Source organism: Allohahella marinimesophila, assembly GCF_039538005.1.
Classification (GTDB): Bacteria; Pseudomonadota; Gammaproteobacteria; order Pseudomonadales; family Oleiphilaceae; genus Allohahella; species Allohahella marinimesophila.
This window is the reverse complement of the sequence record NZ_BAABBO010000014.1, coordinates 36,808-58,528: the sequence shown is the minus strand read 5'-3', so window position 1 is coordinate 58,528 and position 21,721 is coordinate 36,808. Positions and strand designations below refer to the sequence as shown.

General features: G+C 56.8%; 15 protein-coding genes. 12 read left to right on the top strand and 3 right to left on the bottom strand.

What is annotated here, in order from left to right:
- Positions 1-177 precede the first annotated feature (177 nt).
- From ABD735_RS15315 to radA, 12 genes are all read left to right on the top strand, one after another.
- The gene (locus ABD735_RS15315; RefSeq protein WP_344807995.1) at positions 178-1,239 is read left to right on the top strand and encodes a pilus assembly protein PilM; all 1,062 of its coding nucleotides are present in this window, start codon (positions 178-180) and stop codon (positions 1,237-1,239) included.
- Entirely contained in the window at positions 1,239-1,805 is a 567-nt protein-coding gene (locus ABD735_RS15310) for a PilN domain-containing protein (protein WP_344807993.1), read from the top strand. Before ABD735_RS15315 ends, ABD735_RS15310 begins: the two co-directional genes overlap by 1 nt.
- Positions 1,802-2,428 (top strand): type IV pilus inner membrane component PilO, encoded by a 627-nt coding sequence (locus ABD735_RS15305; protein ID WP_344807991.1) that lies wholly within the window; start codon positions 1,802-1,804, stop codon positions 2,426-2,428. The genes ABD735_RS15310 and ABD735_RS15305 overlap by 4 nt, the downstream gene beginning before the upstream one ends.
- Complete coding sequence (locus ABD735_RS15300) at positions 2,428-3,006, top strand: pilus assembly protein PilP (protein WP_344807989.1); 579 nt, start codon at positions 2,428-2,430, stop codon at positions 3,004-3,006. Before ABD735_RS15305 ends, ABD735_RS15300 begins: the two co-directional genes overlap by 1 nt.
- Complete coding sequence (locus tag ABD735_RS15295; RefSeq protein ID WP_344807987.1) at positions 3,006-5,219, top strand: type IV pilus secretin PilQ; 2,214 nt, start codon at positions 3,006-3,008, stop codon at positions 5,217-5,219. The genes ABD735_RS15300 and ABD735_RS15295 overlap by 1 nt, the downstream gene beginning before the upstream one ends.
- A gap of 98 nt (positions 5,220-5,317) precedes the next feature.
- Entirely contained in the window at positions 5,318-5,908 is a 591-nt protein-coding gene (locus ABD735_RS15290; RefSeq protein WP_344807985.1) for a shikimate kinase, read from the top strand.
- Positions 5,905-6,984, top strand: coding sequence for a 3-dehydroquinate synthase (gene aroB, locus ABD735_RS15285; RefSeq protein WP_344807983.1), 1,080 nt, complete (start codon positions 5,905-5,907; stop codon positions 6,982-6,984). The genes ABD735_RS15290 and aroB overlap by 4 nt, the downstream gene beginning before the upstream one ends.
- Positions 6,985-7,069: 85 nt before the next feature.
- Complete coding sequence (locus ABD735_RS15280; RefSeq protein ID WP_344807981.1) at positions 7,070-8,866, top strand: SPOR domain-containing protein; 1,797 nt, start codon at positions 7,070-7,072, stop codon at positions 8,864-8,866.
- Between the two features lie 251 nt (positions 8,867-9,117).
- On the top strand, positions 9,118-13,611 hold the full coding sequence (gltB, locus tag ABD735_RS15275; RefSeq protein ID WP_344808288.1) for a glutamate synthase large subunit: 4,494 nt from the start codon (positions 9,118-9,120) through the stop codon (positions 13,609-13,611).
- A gap of 26 nt (positions 13,612-13,637) precedes the next feature.
- Positions 13,638-15,056, top strand: coding sequence for an FAD-dependent oxidoreductase (locus ABD735_RS15270; protein WP_344807979.1), 1,419 nt, complete (start codon positions 13,638-13,640; stop codon positions 15,054-15,056).
- Positions 15,056-16,117 (top strand): uroporphyrinogen decarboxylase, encoded by a 1,062-nt coding sequence (gene hemE, locus ABD735_RS15265; protein WP_344807977.1) that lies wholly within the window; start codon positions 15,056-15,058, stop codon positions 16,115-16,117. The genes ABD735_RS15270 and hemE overlap by 1 nt, the downstream gene beginning before the upstream one ends.
- A 30-nt stretch (positions 16,118-16,147) precedes the next feature.
- Entirely contained in the window at positions 16,148-17,548 is a 1,401-nt protein-coding gene (gene radA / locus ABD735_RS15260) for a DNA repair protein RadA (protein WP_344807975.1), read from the top strand.
- 11 nt (positions 17,549-17,559) lie between these two features.
- Here radA and ABD735_RS15255 read toward each other — a convergent pair whose 3' ends face one another.
- The 3 genes from ABD735_RS15255 to ettA all read right to left on the bottom strand — a co-directional run bounded on the left by ABD735_RS15255 (position 17,560) and on the right by ettA (position 21,559).
- The gene (locus ABD735_RS15255; protein ID WP_344807973.1) at positions 17,560-17,976 is read right to left on the bottom strand and encodes a PilZ domain-containing protein; all 417 of its coding nucleotides are present in this window, start codon (positions 17,974-17,976) and stop codon (positions 17,560-17,562) included.
- Between the two features lie 141 nt (positions 17,977-18,117).
- A complete protein-coding gene (locus ABD735_RS15250) occupies positions 18,118-19,746 on the bottom strand; it encodes a methyl-accepting chemotaxis protein (protein ID WP_344807971.1) in 1,629 nt (542 codons plus the stop codon).
- A gap of 145 nt (positions 19,747-19,891) precedes the next feature.
- Positions 19,892-21,559 carry an energy-dependent translational throttle protein EttA gene (gene ettA, locus ABD735_RS15245; RefSeq protein WP_344807969.1) on the bottom strand — a complete coding sequence of 556 codons (1,668 nt, stop codon included), beginning with the start codon at positions 21,557-21,559 and terminating at the stop codon, positions 19,892-19,894.
- Positions 21,560-21,721 lie beyond the last annotated feature (162 nt).

Here is a 21,721-nt window from a genome sequence, read left to right as displayed (position 1 = left end):
CAGGTTACATAACAGATACATCCGGCTGACATTTCAGGCAACGCAGTATACGGCTTTTCCAACCCGGATTTCAGTAAATAGAAATCATTGACTATGCTTTCCGGTACGTTGAAGAAGCGCACAGCCCTGCCGCTACAAGCGGTTGGTCATGGTCATTTTAAGGTAGGCGACTCTGTCATGGGGTTATTCGGAAAGAAGAAACAGGCAGTACTCGGAGTCGACATCAGCTCGACGTCCGTCAAGGTGCTCGAGCTGAGTCAGCAAGGGACCCGTTTCAGAGTCGACAGCTATGCCGTCGAACCTCTGCCGGCGAATGCTGTTGTCGAGAAGAACATTAACGATGCTGAAGCCGTCGGCGCAGTGGTCGCTCGAGTCGTGGACAAGTCCCGATCAGGTGCCAAGCATGCTGCGGTGGCAGTAGCAGGCTCAGCTGTTATCACCAAGGTGATACAGATGAGTGGCAATCTGCGCGAGCAGGATCTGGAATCGCAGATACAGCTCGAAGCTGACCAGTACATCCCGTATCCGCTGGATGAAGTCTCGCTTGATTTCGAAATTCAGGGCCCCAATGCCCAGAACGGCGAAATGAACGATGTGCTGCTGGCCGCCTGCCGAAAGGAAAACGTCGAGCTTCGCGAGGACGCCCTCGAGATCGGCGGACTCGATACGCGCATCGTTGATGTCGAAGCCTACGCCATGGAACGCGCGATGAGCCTCATCATGAGCCAGCTGCCTGGTAATGGTGCAGATCAGACCATCGCTGTCATCGATATTGGTGCCACCATGACCACGTTGAGTGTGATGGTGGATGGCAAGACTATCTATACACGCGAGCAGTTGTTCGGCGGTCGTCAGCTGACTGACGAGATCCAGCGGCGCTACGGCCTGTCGCAGGAAGAAGCCGGTCTTGCCAAGAAGCAGGGCGGTCTGCCGGATGACTACGATCAGGAAGTGCTCGAGCCCTTCAAGGAAGCGGTCATACAGCAGGTCTCGCGATCGCTGCAGTTCTTCTTCGCTTCAACCCAGTATAACGATGTCGACTATATCGTGCTGGCGGGTGGCTCTGCGTCTATCGCCGGTATCGCCGATCTCGTCCAGGCTCGGGTGAACACCCCTGCCATGATCGCCAATCCATTTGCAGACATGACGATTGCGCCACGGGTCAACGCCTCGGCGCTGAGCAATGATGCGCCGTCGCTCATGATCGCCTGCGGCCTGGCTATGAGGAGTTTCGACTGATGGCACGCATTAACCTCAGGCCCTGGCGCGAAGAGCTCAGGGCAGAACGCCAGAAAAGTTTCGTCACCGTGCTGGTTGGTGTGCTGATCATCAGTGCCGGCCTGTCCTTCCTGTGGTATCGCTACATGGAAGGTCAGATTGAAACCCAGAACAATCGCAACTCGTTCCTGACCACCCAGATCTCTCAGCTCAATGAGCAGATCAAGGAAATTAACGAGCTGAAAAAGCGGCGTGAAGCGCTCATTGACCGTATGCGGGTCATCCAGGACCTGCAGGGCAAGCGCCCAGTAATCGTCCGGCTCTTCGATGAGCTCGTGAGGATAACGCCAGATGGCGTGTTCCTTGAGAAGCTGTCTCGCACCAATGATGCCGTCGCAGTCACTGGCGTAGGCGAGTCGAACAGCAGAATCTCTACTTTCATGCGCAACCTCGACCAGTCGGACTGGTTCAAGGATCCGAGTCTTTCAAACGTGAAAACAAAGCCCGATTCTGACTCACTGCGTCAGTTCGATCTGCGGGTCACGGAAGAATCGCCTGCGGTGAAGGAAGAAGGTGACAAGTCATGAGCTTTGCAGATTCGTTAGAGAAATTGAAGGAGTTCGACGTCAATGACCTCGACTTCAATAATGCCGGCGAATGGCCTGTTGCGGCCAAGGTCGTTACCAGTCTCGTCCTGCTTGCGGCAGTACTCGGTGGTGTCTACTACTTCCTGATACAGGATATGGAAGCCACTTATGCAGCCAGCCAGCAGAAGGAAGTCGAGCTGCGACAGGAGTACGCCTCCAAGGCTGCCCAGGTCGCCAACCTTGAAGAGTACAAGACACAGATGGTCGAGATGCAGCAGACCTTCGGCGCACTGCTGAAGCAGTTGCCATCGGAGACTGAAGTGCCTGGTTTGCTTGAAGATATATCCGGCGTGGGTTCGACGGCAGGGCTTCAACTGGACTCGATCCAGCTCAATCCTGAAATTTCGAGAGAGTTCTATGTGGAGCTGCCAATCACGATAGATCTGACTGGGGAGTACCACGACATTGCAGCCTTCGTGTCTGGTGTTGCTGGTCTGCCGCGAATCGTGACCCTGCATGATTTCACTATTACGCGAAACGCAGGGCAGGATTCTGCTGAAGCAGACAGACTCAGCATGAGAATACTCGCCAAAACCTACCGCTACAGTGGAGGAGATCAATAATGTTCACTAACGATTTTCTTCCAGGCGCAGGTTTGCGACTGATGCGAGCGGGCTGTGTGGGTGCGCTGTCACTCACACTGCTGGCTGGTTGTGCTGACGACAAGGGCTTCGAGGATCTGCGCGAGTTCATAGCAGCCGAACAGGCAAAGCCGAAGCGTGCCATTCCGCCACTGCCAGAGTTTCAGACCTATCAGGCCTTTTCCTATTCAGCTGCTGATCGGCGATCGCCTTTCCAGCCGCCAAGGGAAGTTCAGTTGGCTGATGTCGAGCAGACGAAGCCGAAAAGCGATGTCAAGCCTGATGAGAACAGACCAAAAGAGCCGCTGGAGAGCTTTTCCATCGGCAATCTGGACATGGTCGGCACCCTGAACAGAGCAGGACAGCAGCAGCTGTTCGCACTGGTCAGAGACAGGGACGGTGGTATTCATCGTGTCCAGCTCGGCCAGTACATGGGCACCAACCACGGTCGGGTCGTTTCAATAACACCTGACCAGATCGAACTGATTGAAATCGTTCCAGACGGCCAGAATGGCTGGTTCGAACGGCCGCGAGTGCTTGCCTTGAAGGAGCCAGTCTGATGAATCATTCATTGCCATCCACGCGCGTATCTGCAGCCCGTTTGCAGGGTCGAGTCAGCGATATTTTCAAGTCACCGGAGAAATTCATGCTTTTAAACGCTAAAAGCGCATTAATAGGAACCGCAGCGCTATGCATGAGCGGTTGGCTGCAGGCTGCGAGCCTCACTGGTATCGATTTCGGCTCACTGCCGGGCGATAGGACTGAAGTGCGTTTGAGTTTCGATGAAGCGCCGCCAGAGCCAAAAGGCTATGCAATCTCAGATCCGGCCCGCATTGCCATCGATCTGCCTGGTGTCGATAGCGCGTTGTCTGAGCGGTATCACCAGCTCTCAAAAGGTAACACCCAGAGTGTCACCATACTGGAAGCGAGCGGTCGTACCCGGGTCATCGTGAATCTGCTCGACCTCGTGCCTTACGCGACCAGCGTGGTGGGAAATCAGGTAGTCATCCAGCTGGGTGCTGCCGCTGGTTCAGATCTGGAAATGGGCGCAAGTGCAAAGACCTCTTCCGTAGCCAGTACGAATTCAGGTGCCGCCTCGTCGAAGGCCTCGAAAGGCGCTCCATCGATTGAAGGCATTGACTTCCAGCGTGGCGAGAAGGGCGACGGCCGTGTCATCGTCAACCTGAGCAACAAGAATATCAGCGCTGACATGTCTGAGCAGGGTGGCAACATCCGTGTCGTATTCAGAGGCGCAGATCTGCCTCAGGACCTGCGTCGCCGGCTCGATGTCACCGATTTTGCCACCCCAGTGAATACCATTGACACTTTCCGGGAAGACGGCAACGTGGTCATGCTGATCAAGCCGCAGGGCGACTACGATTACATGGCCTATCAGACCGATAACAGTTTTACCGTCGCCATAGAGCCAGTCAGCAAGGCTGAAGTCGATGATCGCCGCAAGGAACAGTTTCCGTTCTCTGGCGAAAAGCTCTCTCTCAATTTCCAGGATATAGAAGTGCGCTCGGTGCTGCAGCTCATCGCTGACTTCACCGGCCTCAACCTTGTGGCTTCAGATACGGTTGATGGACGTATTACGCTCCGTTTGCAGAATGTGCCGTGGGATCAGGCGCTCGAACTCGTGCTGAAGACCAAGGGTCTGGACAAACGCAAGGTCGGCAACGTTCTGCTCGTCGCGCCAGCTGCAGAAATTGCTGCCCGCGAACGCCTTGAATTGGAAGCCAACAAGCAGGTACAGGCGCTGGCGCCGGTCCGCCTTGAAATGCTGCAAATCAATTATGCCAAAGCAGGCGATATCGTCGCACTGCTGCAGGCCGACTCAGAGCTGGTCTCGAGCCGTGGCTTCATCTCCTCTGACGGCAGAACGAATACCATCAGTATTCGTGAGACGGCAGACAAGATTCAGCAGGTTCGTGAGCTGATTGCGACTTGGGACGTGCCTGTATCACAGGTATTGATCGAAGCGCGTATCGTCAGAGCCAGAACAGATGCCATTGAAGATCTGGGTGTTCGATGGGGTGGCGGTGCAGCCAAGACGAAAGGCCGTAACGGCTTCCTCGTTGGTGGCTCGCAGACTACGAACACAGAACTCAATGACGGCTTTGGTTCCGATGCAAGCGGCGATGCCGTGTTCACGCCTGGCGATGTCACCATCGGGTTCCCGGATGCACTGGCAGTCGACCTCGGCGTCACCAGAACAAATGCCTCGTCTTTCGCAGTCGGTTTCCGTCGCAGCAACATCTCGCTGGATCTGGAACTGTCCGCCTTCGAGCTCGACGGCAAGGGTGAAATCGTCGCCCAGCCCAAGATCGTGACTGCTGATCGTCAGACGGCCCGAATCGAGTCGGGTGAAGAGATTCCGTATCAGGAAGCATCTTCAAGTGGTGCGACTTCGATCAGCTTCAAGAAGGCCGTACTGGCTCTGGAAGTGACGCCGCAAATCACGCCTGATGACAACATCATCATGGATCTGCACATCATGCAGGATTCGCGCGGTGTGGTCACGGCAGGTATTCCGAGCATCGATACCAACGAAATCCAGACCCAGGTTCTGGTGGGTAATGGTCAGACGATCGTTCTGGGCGGTATCTTCTCGTCGGAAGCCTCCGAAACCACTACGAAGACACCTTTCCTTGGCGATCTGCCATACATCGGTGCCCTGTTCCGTAAAACAGAAAGGAACGATCAGCGTTCCGAGTTGCTTGTCTTCATCACGCCGCGTCTCATCCGTAGCGGTCTGGTCGATACCCGATAAGCACCCGCCTCTGAAGCGTGCCCCGGCACGCGGATGCCGACTGAAGCCACGAGTGTCCCTCGTGGCTTTTTTGTTGATCTGCATGGTATTCTTTCGATATGAATGCCAACCCCGGACACACCACAGAACACGCCCCTGACAGCGCCGCCGAAGTGCCCTTGCGCAACCTCGTGCTTATCGGTCCCATGGGCACTGGAAAGACCACCATCGGTCGTCTCGCCGCGAGCGAGCTTGGCTGGGTTTTTGTCGATACCGACAAGGAAATCGAGGCCCGATGCGGCGCTGATATTCCCTGGATTTTCGATGTCGAAGGTGAGGCCGGATTCCGTGCCAGGGAGACCGCTGTACTGGCGGAAATGCTCGGCAGGGAGCAGGTCGTCATCGCAACTGGCGGCGGCGTAGTGAGTCAGGCCTGCAATAGAGAGCTTCTGGAGCATGCCGGCCATATCGTCTATCTCCATACCTCAGCGGAGCAGCAGTACGAACGTACTCGGCAGGATACCCGTCGTCCGCTTCTGCAGACGGCGGATCCGCTCAGAACCCTGCGTCGCCTGATGGCCGAGCGCGAGCCACACTACCGCGCCCTGGCGCATTTTACGGTTGATACCGATCGCAAGCGTCCGCGCAACGTCGCAAAGGATATTGCGGGTTCGGTCCGGCTCCACTTCAACATGAGTTGCAGCGCATGAAAACTTTGACAGTCGGTCTCGGTGATCGAAGCTACCCCATTTACATCGGTGATGGCGTCATGACCGCCGATCGCCTGGCAGCGCACATTGGTGGCAAACAGGTCATGATCGTCACCAATGAAACCGTAGCGCCCCTTTACCTGGAAAAGCTGATCGCCCAGCTCGACGGCTTTGAAGTCGATGTGACGCAGCTGCATGATGGCGAACAGTTCAAGACGCTGACCGCTATCGATCAGGTCATCGATCATCTCCTGACGCAGCGCCACAATCGTAGCACCACGCTCATCGCGCTCGGTGGCGGGGTCGTTGGCGACATTACCGGTTTCGCAGCCAGCTGCTACCAGCGCGGGGTCGATTTCATACAGGTGCCAACTACACTGTTGTCTCAGGTTGACTCTTCTGTCGGGGGCAAGACCGGTGTCAACCACCGGCACGGCAAGAACATGATTGGTGCCTTCTACCAGCCACAGGCTGTGTTGATCGATACCAGTACGCTGCAGTCACTGCCTGCACGCGAGTTGTCGGCGGGGCTTGCAGAGGTCGTCAAATATGGACTTATAGATGATCCGGAGTTCCTCGACTGGCTGGAGGCCAATGCCGATGCGCTGGTCTCAGCTGAGCCGTCGGCGCTGGTTCATGCCATCGAAGCGTCCTGTGCGTGCAAGGCACGCGTGGTCGAAGATGATGAGCTGGAGCAGGGTCGAAGAGCCATCCTCAATCTTGGTCACACCTTCGGTCACGCTATAGAAGGGTACATGCAATACAAGCAGTGGCTCCATGGTGAGGCGGTCGCCGTCGGCATGGTCATGGCCGTGGCCATGTCAGTACGCTGTGGGTATCTGCAGCCGGACGCTGTCGAGCGTGTCTCCAACCTGCTCAGCAGGATGAACCTGCCGGTCAGACCACCTGTCGCCATGACGCCAGATGATTTCATGCAGTACATGGCCGTCGACAAGAAGAATGTCGGTGGCAGCCTGCGACTGGTCCTGCTCCAGGCCATGGGCGACGCCATCGTGACTGACCAGTTTGACGGTGACGCACTCGTCAGAACCCTGATCGAATACACCACGCATTGATTGAATCACTCGCCATGATCTGCTTTGCCGAGAATCGCTGCAGTGGCCTGGCCGCTCGCTGGGAGGCATGGTCATAGTCAGTCCCATGTTTCAGCTGCCAGAGCGCAAGGAATTTCTCGATAACCTGCGCCATCTCGCCCACTTCAGCGAAAAGGCCATCCTGCTGTCTGCCGACTCCCGGGGCAGCGTCGGACATCTGGTGTCCGCGCTATCGGCTGCTGAGGGTGACAGTCTCTTTCTGGTCGATGTCGACCTTGCCGAGCATGAGTCGGTATCACAGGCGCTCCGGGCCAGCCTGAGGCGTCTACAGGGTGATGCGACGCTTGCTGCAGTTGATCATGACGAGCAGCTGCTCGGCCAGATGCAGCAGTACGCCAGCAGAATGGCTGCGGCAGGCCAGCGGGTTCTGCTGATATTCAGGTCCGCTGATGTTTTCGGTGAAGAGCGCTCAATTGCGCTCGTAGCAGCTTTGCAGGCAAGCCATGACCAGGAAAGTCGCTGGGGCGTCATACTGGCTTCCGTACCTGAGTTTGCAAGGGCGTTGCGGCAGGAGCCGCAGGCTCAGAGTCTGCTGCTCCCGCTGCACCTCAAGCCATTGTCCAGGACTGAGTTTGGCGATTATGTGGCGCTTCAGCTAGGCGCGCTCGTGCCATCCGAAAAAATGCTGGATAAACATCACAAGCATCTAGGCGGTCTGCCAGAAAAGATAGACGCTTTTATATTGGGGCAGCGCGCGCAGGCCGGAACTGCGCAGGCTAAGGCCAGTCCCCTGCACGCCTCGCCTGAGAAGCCCTCACCTGCCAAGGTCGGCGCGACCCCTGCAAGGAGCGATGCAGCAGCCGTGAAAGCCACAACAAGGCCCGCCCCCACGACGGCAGGCTCCGCATCGCCCGGTGCTCCGCCCCCCGCATCTGCTGCTACCAGGATGCCTGCTTCAGATGCGCCAGCGCCCCGCCAGAGCCTGTTGCGCAACAGGATGCTAGTGCTGCCGGTGGTCGTCGCCACGCTAGGTACAGCTGTGATGGCTGCGCTCTTTCTGTATGACGCAGATAAGTCCGCCTCGGTATCAGAAGAAGCACAGGTGTCAGCCGAACCTGAAGTCTCGCCGGTCGCTTCCGAGGCGCCTGCTCCGGTGACGCCGGACGGGCCAGTCATCACATTGGATGAAGCATCGGGCCCGAGCTCGGAAGTTGCAGTTGATTCTCCAGCCGCCCCAGGCAGTGGCAGAGCGTCTTCGGCCGATCTCGTCGATCGGATTCAGGAGCAGTTCGTCCGCCAGCGGGCGTCTGGGGGGTTTGCGCCTGAAGAGCTAGCGGCGGCGGATGCCGAAAACGCGCCGCTCCCCGCAGAGACTGTTGAGCAGGCGCCGACAGCGCCCGCATTGGCGGACCGGGGCCAACTGGCTGCGCGGCTGCTTGACGGCGGCGAGCGCTCGCAGGCCGATTTGCCGCCAGAGTCCATGCCGTCGCCGTCAGACCCTGCGCCAGAGCCTCCATCGGAACCGCCACCAGAGCCAGGTACTGGCGAAGTGGAGCGGGTAGATGTAGAATCGGCTCCGATCGATGCAAAGCCGGAGGCGACATCAGCTTCAGGTAGCGATCGATTTCGCTCCGCGGAGTGGCTTGCACAGCAGCCGAGTGAGCACTGGACAATCCAGATGCTTGGTAGTTATTCTGAGAGCCTGGTTGTTCGTTTTCTGAACACTCGAGCTGGGCTGGAAAAAGCAGTCTATATTCGGAGCACCTACAAGAATAAACCCTGGTTCATCGTATTGAATGGTAGTTATGCGACCAAAGCAGAGGCGCAGCGCATCGTTCAGGCCTTGCCTGGTAGTCTGAAGAAGGAAGATTTCTGGATTCGACAAATCGGTGGGCTGAAGTAGTTCAGGCACTGTCCTCGCCCCTGAGATGCCACAATGCATCTGCTTGTTCCACGGCCGCATTATCCCGTTCTGCGCGAGTTCTACTGCTTCGCGCTTAGGTAAAAGCCCTGATCGTAATCGCTATTTTATTTGAGTAGCCATGTGCTGCTGTGTAAAATGGCCGGCCCTTTTTCAGCGAATCCCTCTAAGGAGGCATTAAACGCTGCATTTGTTAGTGAGAGATTGCCATGAACCGTTTGACAAGTTCTGCGATGAGCCCTGCGGCAGAGAAGCCTGCACAGGAAGTGGGCCAGGTCCAGCACCGGCTTTACGAAAACGGCGAATTCCGTGATAACTGCGGATTCGGCCTGATTGCGCATATGGAGGGCGAGCGTAGTCATAAGCTGTTGCAGACGGCGATCGAATCACTCACCTGCATGACGCACCGTGGCGGTATTGCCGCTGACGGCAAGACCGGCGACGGCTGTGGTCTTCTGCTGCAGATGCCTGTCGGCTTCATGCGTTGTGTTGCTCAGGAAGCCTTCGGCAAGGCCCTTGGCAAGAAATTCGCCGTCGGTATGGTGTTTCTCAATCCTGATGAACAAAAGGCCGCGCAGTCGCGGACAGAGCTCGAGCAGCAGATTGAGACCCAGGGCCTGACAGTCGCTGGGTGGCGAGTCGTACCGACGAATACCGGCTGTCTGGGGCCCATGGCCCTGGCTAACCTGCCGCGTATCGAACAGATTTTCATTGAAGCCGCGGAAGATCTTGATCACCAGGCGCTGTCGCTCAAACTGTTTGTCGCCCGACGTAAAGCCGAAATCGCCCTCACTGGCGATCGTGAATTTTATATCTGCAGTCTCTCCGATCAGGTCGTGTCTTATAAAGGCCTGATGATGCCGTCGGATCTGCCAGTGTTTTACACCGATCTCGGCAGCGCCGAACTGGAAACGGCCATCTGTGTCTTTCACCAGCGCTTCTCTACCAATACCGCGCCGCGCTGGCCGCTGGCCCAGCCCTTCCGATACCTGGCCCACAATGGCGAAATCAACACCATTGAAGGCAACCGCAACTGGTCGCTCGCTCGTGGCTCAAAATTCAAGACCGATGCACTGCCGAATCTTGACGAGTTGCAGCCCATCGTCAACCGTACTGGTTCAGACTCCTCTTCCATGGACAACATGCTCGAGGTTCTGCTGGCTGGCGGTGTAGATCTCTTCCGTGCCGTGCGGATGATGGTGCCCCCTGCGTGGCAGAACGTCGACACCATGGACGCCGATCTCAAGGCCTTCTATGAATACAACTCGATGCATATGGAGCCATGGGATGGACCGGCAGGCATCGTACTGACTGACGGCCGCTACGCCGTGTGCCTGCTGGACCGAAATGGCCTGCGGCCTGCGCGCTGGGTCACTACGACCGATGGGTTCATTACGCTGGCTTCAGAGATCGGTACCTACGCCTATGAGCCGAAGAACGTCATTGCCAAGGGCAGGGTAGGGCCGGGTCAGATTCTGGCGATCGACACCCTCAAGGGTGAAGTGCTGCATACGGACGACATCGACTCTCGTCTGAAGGTCAGGCACCCCTACAAGAAGTGGCTGCGCGAAAACGCCGTCCGTGTTGAAACCAAGCTGCATCAGGGTGCATCACCCTTTGCGCTGTTCAATGCCGACAAGTTGAAGTACTACCAGAAGATGTTCAACGTCAGCTTCGAAGAGCGGGATCAGATTCTTCGGCCGCTCGCTGAAACAGGCCAGGAAGCTGTCGGTTCCATGGGTGACGATACACCGATGGCCGTTCTGTCGGAGCGCATACGCAACGTCGCCGATTATTTCCGTCAGAAGTTCGCGCAGGTCACTAATCCGCCAATCGATCCGCTGCGGGAAACCATCGTGATGTCGCTGGAAACCTGCATCGGTGCGGAGCGCAATATCTTCGAAGAGTCGCCTGAGCACGCGCGCCGTCTCATACTCAGCACGCCCGTTCTATCGCCCGCGAAATTCAAGCGAATTCAGGAGATGGAAGACTCTGGCTATCCGCCCGTCATGATCAGGCTGGCCTTCAAGGCTGAAATGGGGCTGAAAGCCGCCGTTGAAGCCGTTGCCGATGAGGCCGAGCGCCATGCTCGCGACGGCAAGGTTGTGCTGGTCCTGTCCGACGCCGGATTGAAGGATGACGAGCTGCCAGTGAATGCCTTTCTCGCCACGGGTGCAGTTCACCATCGGCTGGTGAGCAAGGGGCTGCGCTGTAATTCGAATATTATCGTTGAGACTGCCTGGGCTCGCGATCCGCACCACTTTGCTGTGCTCTTCGGCTTCGGTGCCACTGCGGTCTACCCATATCTGGCCTATCAGTTGCTGAACGGTCTCATCAATTCCGGTGAAGTGCTGATCAGTCCTATCGATGCCAAGAACAACTACCGTCGCGGCATCAATAAGGGTCTTCTGAAAATTCTGTCGAAGATGGGTATCAGTACCATCGCGTCCTATCGCGGTGCACAGTTGTTCGAGGCCATTGGTCTCGCCGATGAGATAGTCGATCTTTGTTTCAAGGGTGTGGCCAGCCGAATTCAGGGTGCAGGATTCTTCGATTTGCAGCTTGAACAGGAACTGCTCGCGAAGCATGCCTCGCAACGTCGCAAGTCCATTTCGCAGGGCGGTTTGCTCAAGTTCATTCATGGCGGTGAATATCACGCCTATAACCCGGATGTGGTCAAATTGCTGCAGTCTGCAGTGATGGAAGGCGATTACGGCCTTTATCGTGAATATGCTGCCCTCGTCAACGAGCGCCCGATTACGACGATTCGCGATCTGCTCTCGCTGAAGCTGGCAGAGACACCGCTGCCGCTTGAGGAGATCGAGCCACTGGAGTCTCTGTACACCCGCTTCGACAGTGCGGCGATGTCCATTGGTGCGCTGTCGCCTGAAGCGCATGAGGCGCTTGCGGTCGCCATGAACCGGCTAGGTGGACGCTCCAATTCGGGTGAAGGCGGCGAAGATCCTGCGCGCTACGGCACCGAAAGGCGATCGAAGATTCGCCAGGTCGCCTCTGGTCGTTTTGGCGTCACACCGCATTATCTGGCGACAGCAGATGTTCTGCAGATCAAGGTGGCGCAGGGCGCCAAGCCGGGGGAGGGCGGCCAGCTGCCGGGTGGCAAGGTCAACGCGCTGATTGCACGTCTCCGCTTTGCGGTGCCAGGCGTTACGCTAATTTCGCCTCCGCCGCATCACGATATTTATTCTATCGAGGATCTGGCTCAGCTGATTTTCGATCTCAAGCAGATCAACCCTGAGGCCCTCGTTTCGGTCAAGCTCGTGTCCGAACCTGGTGTTGGTACCATCGCTGCTGGCGTAGCGAAGGCCTACGCCGATCTGATCACGATTTCCGGCTACGATGGTGGCACGGCGGCCAGCCCGCTCACGTCTATCAAATATGCTGGCTCACCATGGGAATTAGGTCTCGTAGAAGCTCAGCAGGCACTCCGTGATAATGGGCTGCGTGGCATGATTCGTCTCCAGACGGATGGCGGACTCAAGACCGGCCTCGATGTGATCAAGGGTGCTATTCTCGGTGCTGAAAGCTTTGGTTTTGGTACCGCGCCCATGGTCGCTCTCGGCTGCAAGTATCTGCGAATCTGTCATCTCAACAATTGTGCGACGGGCGTCGCTACACAGAATGACGAGCTTCGAGAAGATCACTTCAAGGGCACAGTCGAGATGGTCATGAACTTCTTCCGCTTCGTCGCCGAAGAAACGCGCGAGTGGCTCTCTCTTCTGGGCGTTCGTTCGCTGGATGAACTGGTGGGGCGTACCGATCTGCTCGAGCGTCTGCCGGGCCGGACAGAAAAACAGAAGCAGCTCGACTTGCGTCCCTTGCTGGATAACTCGCACATCGATCCGGCTGCGCCGCATACCTGTCAGCAGGAGCGAAACCCGCCTTACGACAAGGGTGCACTGGCAGAAGCTATGTTGGCGAAACTCAAGGACGCCATCGAAAACAAGCTTGGTGGCGAGTTTGAGTTCAAGGTCACCAGCAGTGATCGTTCAATAGGCGCCAAGCTCTCCGGCTCCATTGCGCGTTTGCATGGCAATCAGGGCATGGCCGATGCACCGGTTACCTTGCGCCTCACAGGCACCGCTGGCCAGAGTTTTGGTGTCTGGAACGCTGGCGGTCTGGATATGTATCTGGAAGGTGATGCCAACGACTACGTAGGCAAGGGCATGACTGGTGGCAAGCTGGTCATCAGACCACCATCTGAAAGCCGCTTCTCCTCGCAGGAGACAGCTATCATCGGCAACACCTGTCTCTATGGCGCAACGGGCGGCCAGTTGTATGCAGCAGGCACCGCCGGTGAGCGTTTTGCTGTACGTAACTCAGGCTGTAACGCCGTAGTCGAGGGCGCCGGCGATCACTGCTGTGAATACATGACTGCAGGTGTCGTCACTGTACTCGGCCGCACCGGCTACAACTTCGGCGCGGGTATGACCGGCGGTTTTGCCTACGTCCTCGACGAAGACAAGACCTTTGTCGACCGCTATAACCACGAGCTCGTTGAGATACAACGCATTACTTCGGAAGCCACTGAAGGATACAGAAACCACCTTAGAGAGGTGATTCAGGAGCATATCGCTCATACAGGCTCTGTCTGGGCAGAGAACCTGCTGGATAATTTTGACGATTATCTCAGCCGATTCTGGCTGGTGAAACCGAAGGCCGCCAGTCTTGGCAGTCTGCTCGCTTCCACCCGGGCTCGTCCGGAATAAGATTTGGTATCCAAGAGGTAATTCGAATGGCAGAGCGATTGAACAACAACTTCCAGTTTCTGGACGTTGGTCGGGAAGATCCGGAAAAAGTCCGGGTCTCCAAGCGCAAGAAAGACTTTGCTGAAATCTATAAACCTTTCGAGGATGATTCAGCCCAGGATCAGGCGCACCGCTGTCTGGAGTGTGGTAACCCATACTGCGAGTGGAAGTGCCCGGTACACAACTATATTCCGAACTGGCTGAAGCTGATTTCCGAAGGCAATATCATGGGAGCGGCAGATCTCTGTCACGAGACCAACACGCTGCCGGAAGTCTGTGGTCGAGTCTGTCCACAGGACAGGCTCTGTGAAGGCGCCTGTACCCTGAATGACGGGTTCGGTGCGGTGACTATCGGCTCGATCGAGAAATATATCGCCGATACCGCTTTCGCACTTGGCTGGCGGCCAGATCTCTCCAACGTCGTGATGACGGACAAGCGTGTCGCCGTCATTGGTGCGGGACCGGCCGGTCTGGGCTGTGCCGATATCCTCATACGCAACGGCGTGAAGCCAGTCGTGTTTGACCGCTACCCTGAAATTGGCGGCCTACTGACCTTCGGTATTCCTGAGTTCAAGCTCGAGAAGAATGTCATGGCGCTTCGCCGCGAAATTTTTGAAGGCATGGGCATGGAGTTCCGCCTGGATACGGAGATCGGCAAGGACATCGCATTCGCCGATATTCTGGAAGAGTTCGATGCCGTGTTCATGGGCATGGGTACCTATAACTTCATGAAAGGTGGCTTTGCCGGTGAAGATCTGCCGGGTGTCTACGATGCGCTGCCCTACCTGGTCAGCAACGTCAATCGCAGACTCGGTTTTGAGAAAAACAACGCCGACTTTATCGATCTCAAAGGCAAGCGAGTTGTAGTCCTCGGTGGCGGCGACACGGCCATGGACTGCAACCGCACCGCCATTCGACAAGGCGCAAAGACTGTGCATTGTGCCTATCGTCGTGACCAGGCCAACATGCCGGGATCACGCCGCGAAGTGGCGAATGCCAAAGAGGAGGGTGTCAAATTCCTCTTCAATCGACAGCCAGTGGCCATCATTGGTGAAGATCGCGTCGAAGGCGTCAAAGTGGTCAAGACCCAACTCGGCGAACCCGATGAAAATGGTCGTCGTCGACCGGTCGTTGTGCCTGGTAGCGAAGAGATCATACCTGCCGATGCAGTCCTGATTGCTTTTGGATTCAGGCCAAGCCCCGCCGAGTGGTTCGATGAGCACAAGATCAGCGTTGACGATAGTGGACGAGTCGTCGCACCAGAGAAGCAGCAGTACATCTTCCAGACCAGCAATCCGAAGATATTTTCTGGCGGTGACATGGTCCGTGGCTCGGATCTGGTAGTCACGGCTATCTGGGAAGGTCGACAGGCGGCTGAAGGCATACTCGACTATCTGGAACTCTGATGGCTCATCTCGAGAACGATATCTTTCTACGGGCACTGCTTCGGCAGCCGGTAGAGCGGACGCCCGTGTGGGTAATGCGCCAGGCTGGTCGATATCTGCCTGAGTACAGAGCCTCACGCGAGCACGCAGGCAGCTTCATGGATCTGTGTCGAAATGCCGACCTCGCCTGCGAAGTTACACTGCAGCCCCTCGCTCGTTTCGATCTCGATGCCGCGATTCTGTTTTCTGATATCCTGACTATTCCGGATGCGATGGGCCTCGGTCTGTATTTCGAGACAGGGGAGGGGCCGAAGTTCAAGCATACCGTTCGCTCAAAGGCTGATGTGGATGCCTTGCCGGTTGTTTCCTCGGGCGACCTCGATTACGTGATGAACGCTGTCCGTACTATCCGTGGCGCACTCGCTGGCCGGGTGCCGCTGATAGGTTTTTCCGGCAGTCCCTGGACACTGGCCACCTACATGGTCGAGGGCGGGAGCAGCAAGGATTTCGGTACCATCCGCCGAATGATGTTTTCGCAGCCTGAGATACTTCATGCACTGCTCGGCAAACTGGCAGACAGCGTGATCAGCTATCTCAACGGGCAGATCGAGGCTGGTGCCCAGGCGGTGCAGATATTCGATACCTGGGGCGGCATACTCTCGCCTACGGATTATGCGGCCTTTTCCCTGCAGTACATGAGCAGGATTGTCGCTGGCCTTAAGCGCGAACATGACGGCCGCACAGTACCAGTCATACTGTTTACCAAAAACGCACAGTTCAACCTTTCAAAGATGGCTGACAGCGGGGCTGATGCGCTCGGCGTCGACTGGACAGTCGATCTCAGCAAGGCGCGTGAACTGGTTGAGGATAAAGTGGCTTTGCAGGGAAACCTGGACCCGGCCATATTGCTTGGCAGCAAGGACACCATTCGTTCGCGAGTGGCGGCTGTACTTGACAGTTACGGCCAGGGCCCAGGACATATCTTCAATCTCGGTCATGGCATTACCCCAGCGGTAGACCCGGACCATCTGAAAGTCATGGTCGATGCCGTGCACGAGATAAGCCCCGCTTACCACAAATGACAGCATCGTTTGCGAGGCTGAAGGTGCTGCATGGCTAAGGCCAAAATCCATTACGTCTGTTCCGATTGTGGCGCGAGCCACAGCAAGTGGCAGGGGCAGTGTAGTCAGTGCCTGGAATGGAACACCCTTCAGACCTTCCGTGAAAGTCCTGCTGCAGCTCAGCATGCTGGTCAAACGGCCGCGGCGTTTACCAAAGCGGCGGGTTACTCCGGCCAGCAAAGTCAGGTGCAGTTGCTGGGCGAGGTCGAAGTCGGCGAGATACCTCGAACGAGTTCAGGCAGCGATGAGCTCGATCGCGTGCTCGGTGGTGGAATCGTGCCCGCCTCGGTCATTTTGTTGGGGGGCTATCCCGGCGCTGGTAAAAGTACCCTGTTGCTGCAGTTGGCTGGCCGAATGTCCGCGCATCAGGAAGTGCTCTACGTCACCGGTGAAGAGTCACTGCAACAGTTGGCGATGCGTGCGCAGCGTCTAAAAATTGATGTGAGTCGACTACAGGTCATGGCAGAAAGCGATCTGCACGAAGTCATGGCGCAGGTGAGCTCGCGAAAGCCCCAGATGCTGATTATCGACAGTATCCAGGTCATGTTCCTCAGCGAGCTACAGGCCGCGGCCGGCGGCGTGACCCAGGTCCGGGAGTGCGCAGCACTGTTGACCCGTTATGCCAAGCAATCCGGCACGTCAATCCTCATGGTTGGCCACGTGACCAAAGAAGGCGCGCTCGCCGGCCCCAAGGTACTCGAACATATCATCGACACATCTATCCTGCTCGAAGGCACGGCAGATAGCCGGTTTCGCCTGCTCAGGGCAACCAAGAACCGCTTTGGCGCGGTGAATGAGCTTGGTGTCTTCGCCATGCTCGACTCGGGACTGAAGGATGTGAAGAACCCCTCGGCGATCTTTCTTGACCAGACAGGTGAGGAAGCGGCCGGCAGCCTCGTTACCGTGGCCTGGGAAGGCTCACGGCCACTCCTGATAGAAGTTCAGGCGCTGGTTGACAATGCGGCTGGCAGTTCACCCCGTCGCCTCGCAGTAGGGACGGACCCACAGCGCCTGGCCATGCTGCTCGCCGTTCTGCACAAGCATGGCGGCCTTCAGTGTCACGATCAGGATGTATTTATCAACGTGGTTGGTGGAGTCAAGATCGCTGAAACCGGATCGGATCTTGCGCTGGTACTGGCCATCGCTTCAAGTTTCCGTAACAGGGCCATCCCCCGCTCCACAATCGTCTTTGGTGAGATAGGGCTTGGCGGAGAGATACGGCCGGTCAGTAGTGGCACCGAGCGAATCATCGAGGCAAGGAAGCATGGTTTCGAAAGATTTATCGTCCCAAAGGCAAATTTGCCCAAGTCAGGCTCGGCGGCCGCTCGTCAGCTGGAAGGTCAGTCCGTGATTGGTGTTCGCACGCTGGCAGAGGCACTCGACCAGCTCTGAGAAGGAGTTGCTTATTCAGTCTGCTTGTAATAATCGATCAGACTGGCGAACTCCCGCTGAAGCAGGAAGGGGTCACCAACATTGAGCTCGATGAGCCTGCGCAAATTGGTGGCGCTTTCGATGCTGATCTGGTCACAAACAAAGCCAATGAGCTCATCGGTCTCATGGCTACAATGACCGATCATTTCGATGGCCCTGTCTGAATCAGGCAGGCTCAGCACCAGCAGATACTGATGCGCGCTCCCGTCCCAGTCCACCGGCTTCGACACCAGCAAACCTTTGAACGAGACGTCGACCAGTTCGGCTTCCCAACAGGTGCCGATATAATCACGGGTCGAATCAAAATGGCGGATCAACACTTCGGCATCAAACTCGATGCGCTTGAAGTTTCGCCGGTCCTCAGACATGTTCTCCCCATCATCTTGCATTGAATTTTGCATCGCCTGTCCCTTACGGCCGTCAACCAGTCTGCCAGATCATACTTAACTTATAGGCGACTATGCGTCGAAAAGCTGCAGTTTTGCCTCAAAAACTTGCGCCAGGCCTCTGAAAAAGCGTCAATCTTGCACTCAGGCGATCTTGAACTGGCCCACACCATCGCGAATACTGCCAGCCATATTGCTCACGTCACGGGCTGCCTCGTGCGTATCATGAGCGACTTCGTTGGACATCTGGGTCTGCGCATTGAGTTCCTGAAGATTCCTGTTGATCTCATCAGTCACCGCCGTTTGCTCCTCAGTCGCAGTGGCGGTCTGAATGGACATCTCTTCGACCCGGCCAATGACTTCGAGGGTATTCGCCAGCAAGCTTTCAGTTTCCTTGGCCAGTTCGACGGAGCTGCTAACGCGCCCGAAGCCGTCTTCGATCATGTCGACCACATTCTGCACGCCACTCTGGACTGACTCGATCATCTGTCGAATACTGTTTGTGGACTCCTGCGTTTTCCCTGCCAGTGCGCGCACTTCGTCGGCGACGACAGCAAACCCACGGCCCTGCTCACCCGCTCGCGCCGCCTCGATGGCTGCGTTGAGTGCAAGCAGATTGGTCTGCTCGGCAATGCCGGTGATCACTTCCAGGAAGCCGTTGATCTTGCCGGACTCTTCCGCAAGCGTCTTGGCACCTGTGGCCGCACCTTCAATACTTTGATACAGCGCCTGAATCTGTGTGACGGAGCGATTGATCAGGATCACGCCCTGAGCCGAGAAGGTCTTGGCTTGCTGCGTTTCATCTGCAGTCTGGTGAGCCAGCCCGGACATCTCCTTCGTGGCAATGCTCATTTCATGCACTGCGCTCACGATCATGTCAGAAGCAGAACTCTGTCTGGAACAAATGGTAGATGCTTTCTCTGCCGACTGATTCAGAACATCTGAGCTTCGATTCAACTGACCAACGTCGTTTCTAACAGCGGTGATCAAATCGTGCAGACTCGTGACGAAACGGTTGAACGAGAGCCCGAGCTCGCCAAGCTCATCATGATGCTTCACTTCTATCTTTCGAGTAAGGTCTCCGCCACCTGACGCGATGGAGTCTATACCCTTGTTGAGCTCCCGGATCCGTCGAAGCAACATCGTCTGGCTGGTGAAAGCGATGATGCTCACCAGTACAGTTATCAGCAGCGCCACGGTCCAGCTGATGAGCTGGCTGGTGTCGACCGCTTCGGCTACTTCACCGCGCACCACGGCACTGTGTGCCAGGGCCGCTTCTCCGGCAACATTATAAATATCCCGCAGGGTAGTAAATGCTGCATTCGATTCGCCCAGGGCTAGCGTGATAGCTCCCTCTTGGTCACCGCTATCCATGGCAGCGAGTACGCGCTTGACGGCGGCCAGCCACTCCCCATATACCCGGTCGAAGCCAGTGAGCTGCTTGAGGACATCCGGGTAGGGCGCCATCAAATCCTTGAAACTGTTGAAGCGATCCAGGGCCTGGGTAGCATTTTCTTCAAAATCGGCTCTGAGCGGTGCCCTGTCATCGGCTTCATCGTAGACGTAACGCAGCTCAGCCACTCGCGCCTGATAGAGATCACGATCTGCGTTGAGCACCTCGCTGACGGCGGGCGTGAATCGATCAGGGAAGACACTCATGTCTTGTTCAAGCTCGCGCGTGCGGTGACTACTGAACACCATGATCAAGAGCAGGGCAGCTACGGCGATAGCGAGCGGTATTGAGGTTTTGACGCGAAGACTGAGGGTGGGCATGAGAGCCTCCAGAACGGCGGGAATAATTAAACTGCATTAATATTAAACTGCAGTATAGACCCTGCCAGAATAGTGTGCGTTATTTCGCCCGCACACTATTCGGGCTTGAAGTTCAGAGAGGCTAACCGATCCTGAGACGACTGCCTCAGGCGAGGCGTTTGTACTTCACACGTTCGGGCTTGAGGGGGCCGCTGCCGAGGCCATGTCGCTTTTTATAATCCTCCTCGTAATCCGAGTAATTGCCCGAGAAGAATTCGACATGAGAGTCGCCTTCGAAGGCCATGATGTGCGTGGCGATTCGGTCGAGGAACCAGCGATCGTGCGAAATGACCACCGCGCTGCCAGGGAAGGCCAGTATGGCTTCCTCCAGCGCTCGCAGGGTTTCGATATCGAGATCGTTAGTGGGCTCGTCAAGCAGGAGCACGTTGCCGCCCTGCTTGACCAACTTGGCCAGGAACAGACGGTTGCGCTCGCCACCGCTGAGATCACCAACACGCTTCTGTTGATCGCCGCCGCGGAAGTTGAAACGTGAAAGGTAGGAGCGCGATTGGGTCTTGTAGTTGCCGACCACGATCAGATCCTGGCCCTCGCTGACTTCCTCCCATACCGTCTTGGAGTCGTCGAGCTCGCGCATCTGACCCACGTAGCTTAACTGCACGCTGTCACCCAGACGAACCTCTCCGGAGTCAGGCGTTTCCTGGCCGGTAATGATCTTGAAGAGCGTCGATTTACCCGCGCCATTACCGCCAACCACGCCGACTATGCTGCCTGGCGGGATTTCGAAACTGAGATTCTCGAACAGCACCTTGTCTTCAAAGCGCTTGCTGATGTTCTTCGCTTCGATAACCACGTCGCCCAGTCTGGGTCCCGGTGGAATGTAAATCTCGTTGGTCTCGTTGCGGCTCTGAAACTCCTGTGAATTCAGATCTTCGAATCGAGAAAGACGGGCCTTGCTCTTGGCGTGGCGGCCCTTCGATTGCGTGCGAACCCACTCCAGCTCCGATCTGATAGCTTTCTGCCTGGCGGCTTCACCGCGTTCTTCCTGTGCCAGACGCTGATCCTTGGCTTCCAGCCAGCCAGAGTAATTCCCCTCAAACGGAATGCCCTGCCCACGGTCCAGCTCGAGAATCCAGCCAGCGACATTATCGAGGAAGTAGCGATCGTGGGTAATGGCGACCACGGTGCCGGCATATTCATGGAGAAATTGCTCCAGCCAGGCGACGCTTTCGGCATCCAGGTGGTTGGTCGGCTCATCGAGCAACAGCATCTCGGGCTTCGCCAGCAACAGCTTGCAAAGGGCGACCCGGCGGCGCTCACCCCCTGAGAGATTGCGCACCGGCGCATCCCAGGGTGGAAGACGGAGCGCATCCGCGGCCACTTCAAGTGTGCGCTCGAGGTTGTGGCCGTCGTTTGCCTGCACAATCGCTTCCAGCTTGGCTTGCTCGGCGGCAAGTGCGTCAAAGTCCGCGTCTTCAAGTGCGTAGGCGGCGTAGACGTCGTCCAGCCGCAGTAACGCATCTCTCACTTCCTGCACGCCAGCTTCGACATTCTCACGAACGGTCTTGTCTTCCTCGAGCTGGGGCTCCTGCGGCAGGTAGCCGATGTTCAGATCTGGCTGCGGGCGGGCCTCTCCAAGAATGTCCTGATCAAGACCTGCCATGATGCGCAGCAGCGTGGACTTGCCCGAGCCGTTGAGGCCGAGTACGCCGATCTTGGCGCCAGGGAAGAAGGAGAGCGATATGTTTTTGAGTATTTCCCGCTTCGGAGGCACGATCTTGCCGACGCGGTTCATGGTAAAGACGTACTGGGCCATTGAGTGATTCCAGATGCTGCACGTGGGTTGAGAAGCTGCTCTGGGCGAGCTGTCTGGACTGTACTGCAAGCTGCGCCAAGTTACCAGAAGCCACAGGGTCGGGCAGGGCTCGGGCGTAAGGTAACATGAAGATAGGCGGGGAAAATCCAGTCTGGTATACTG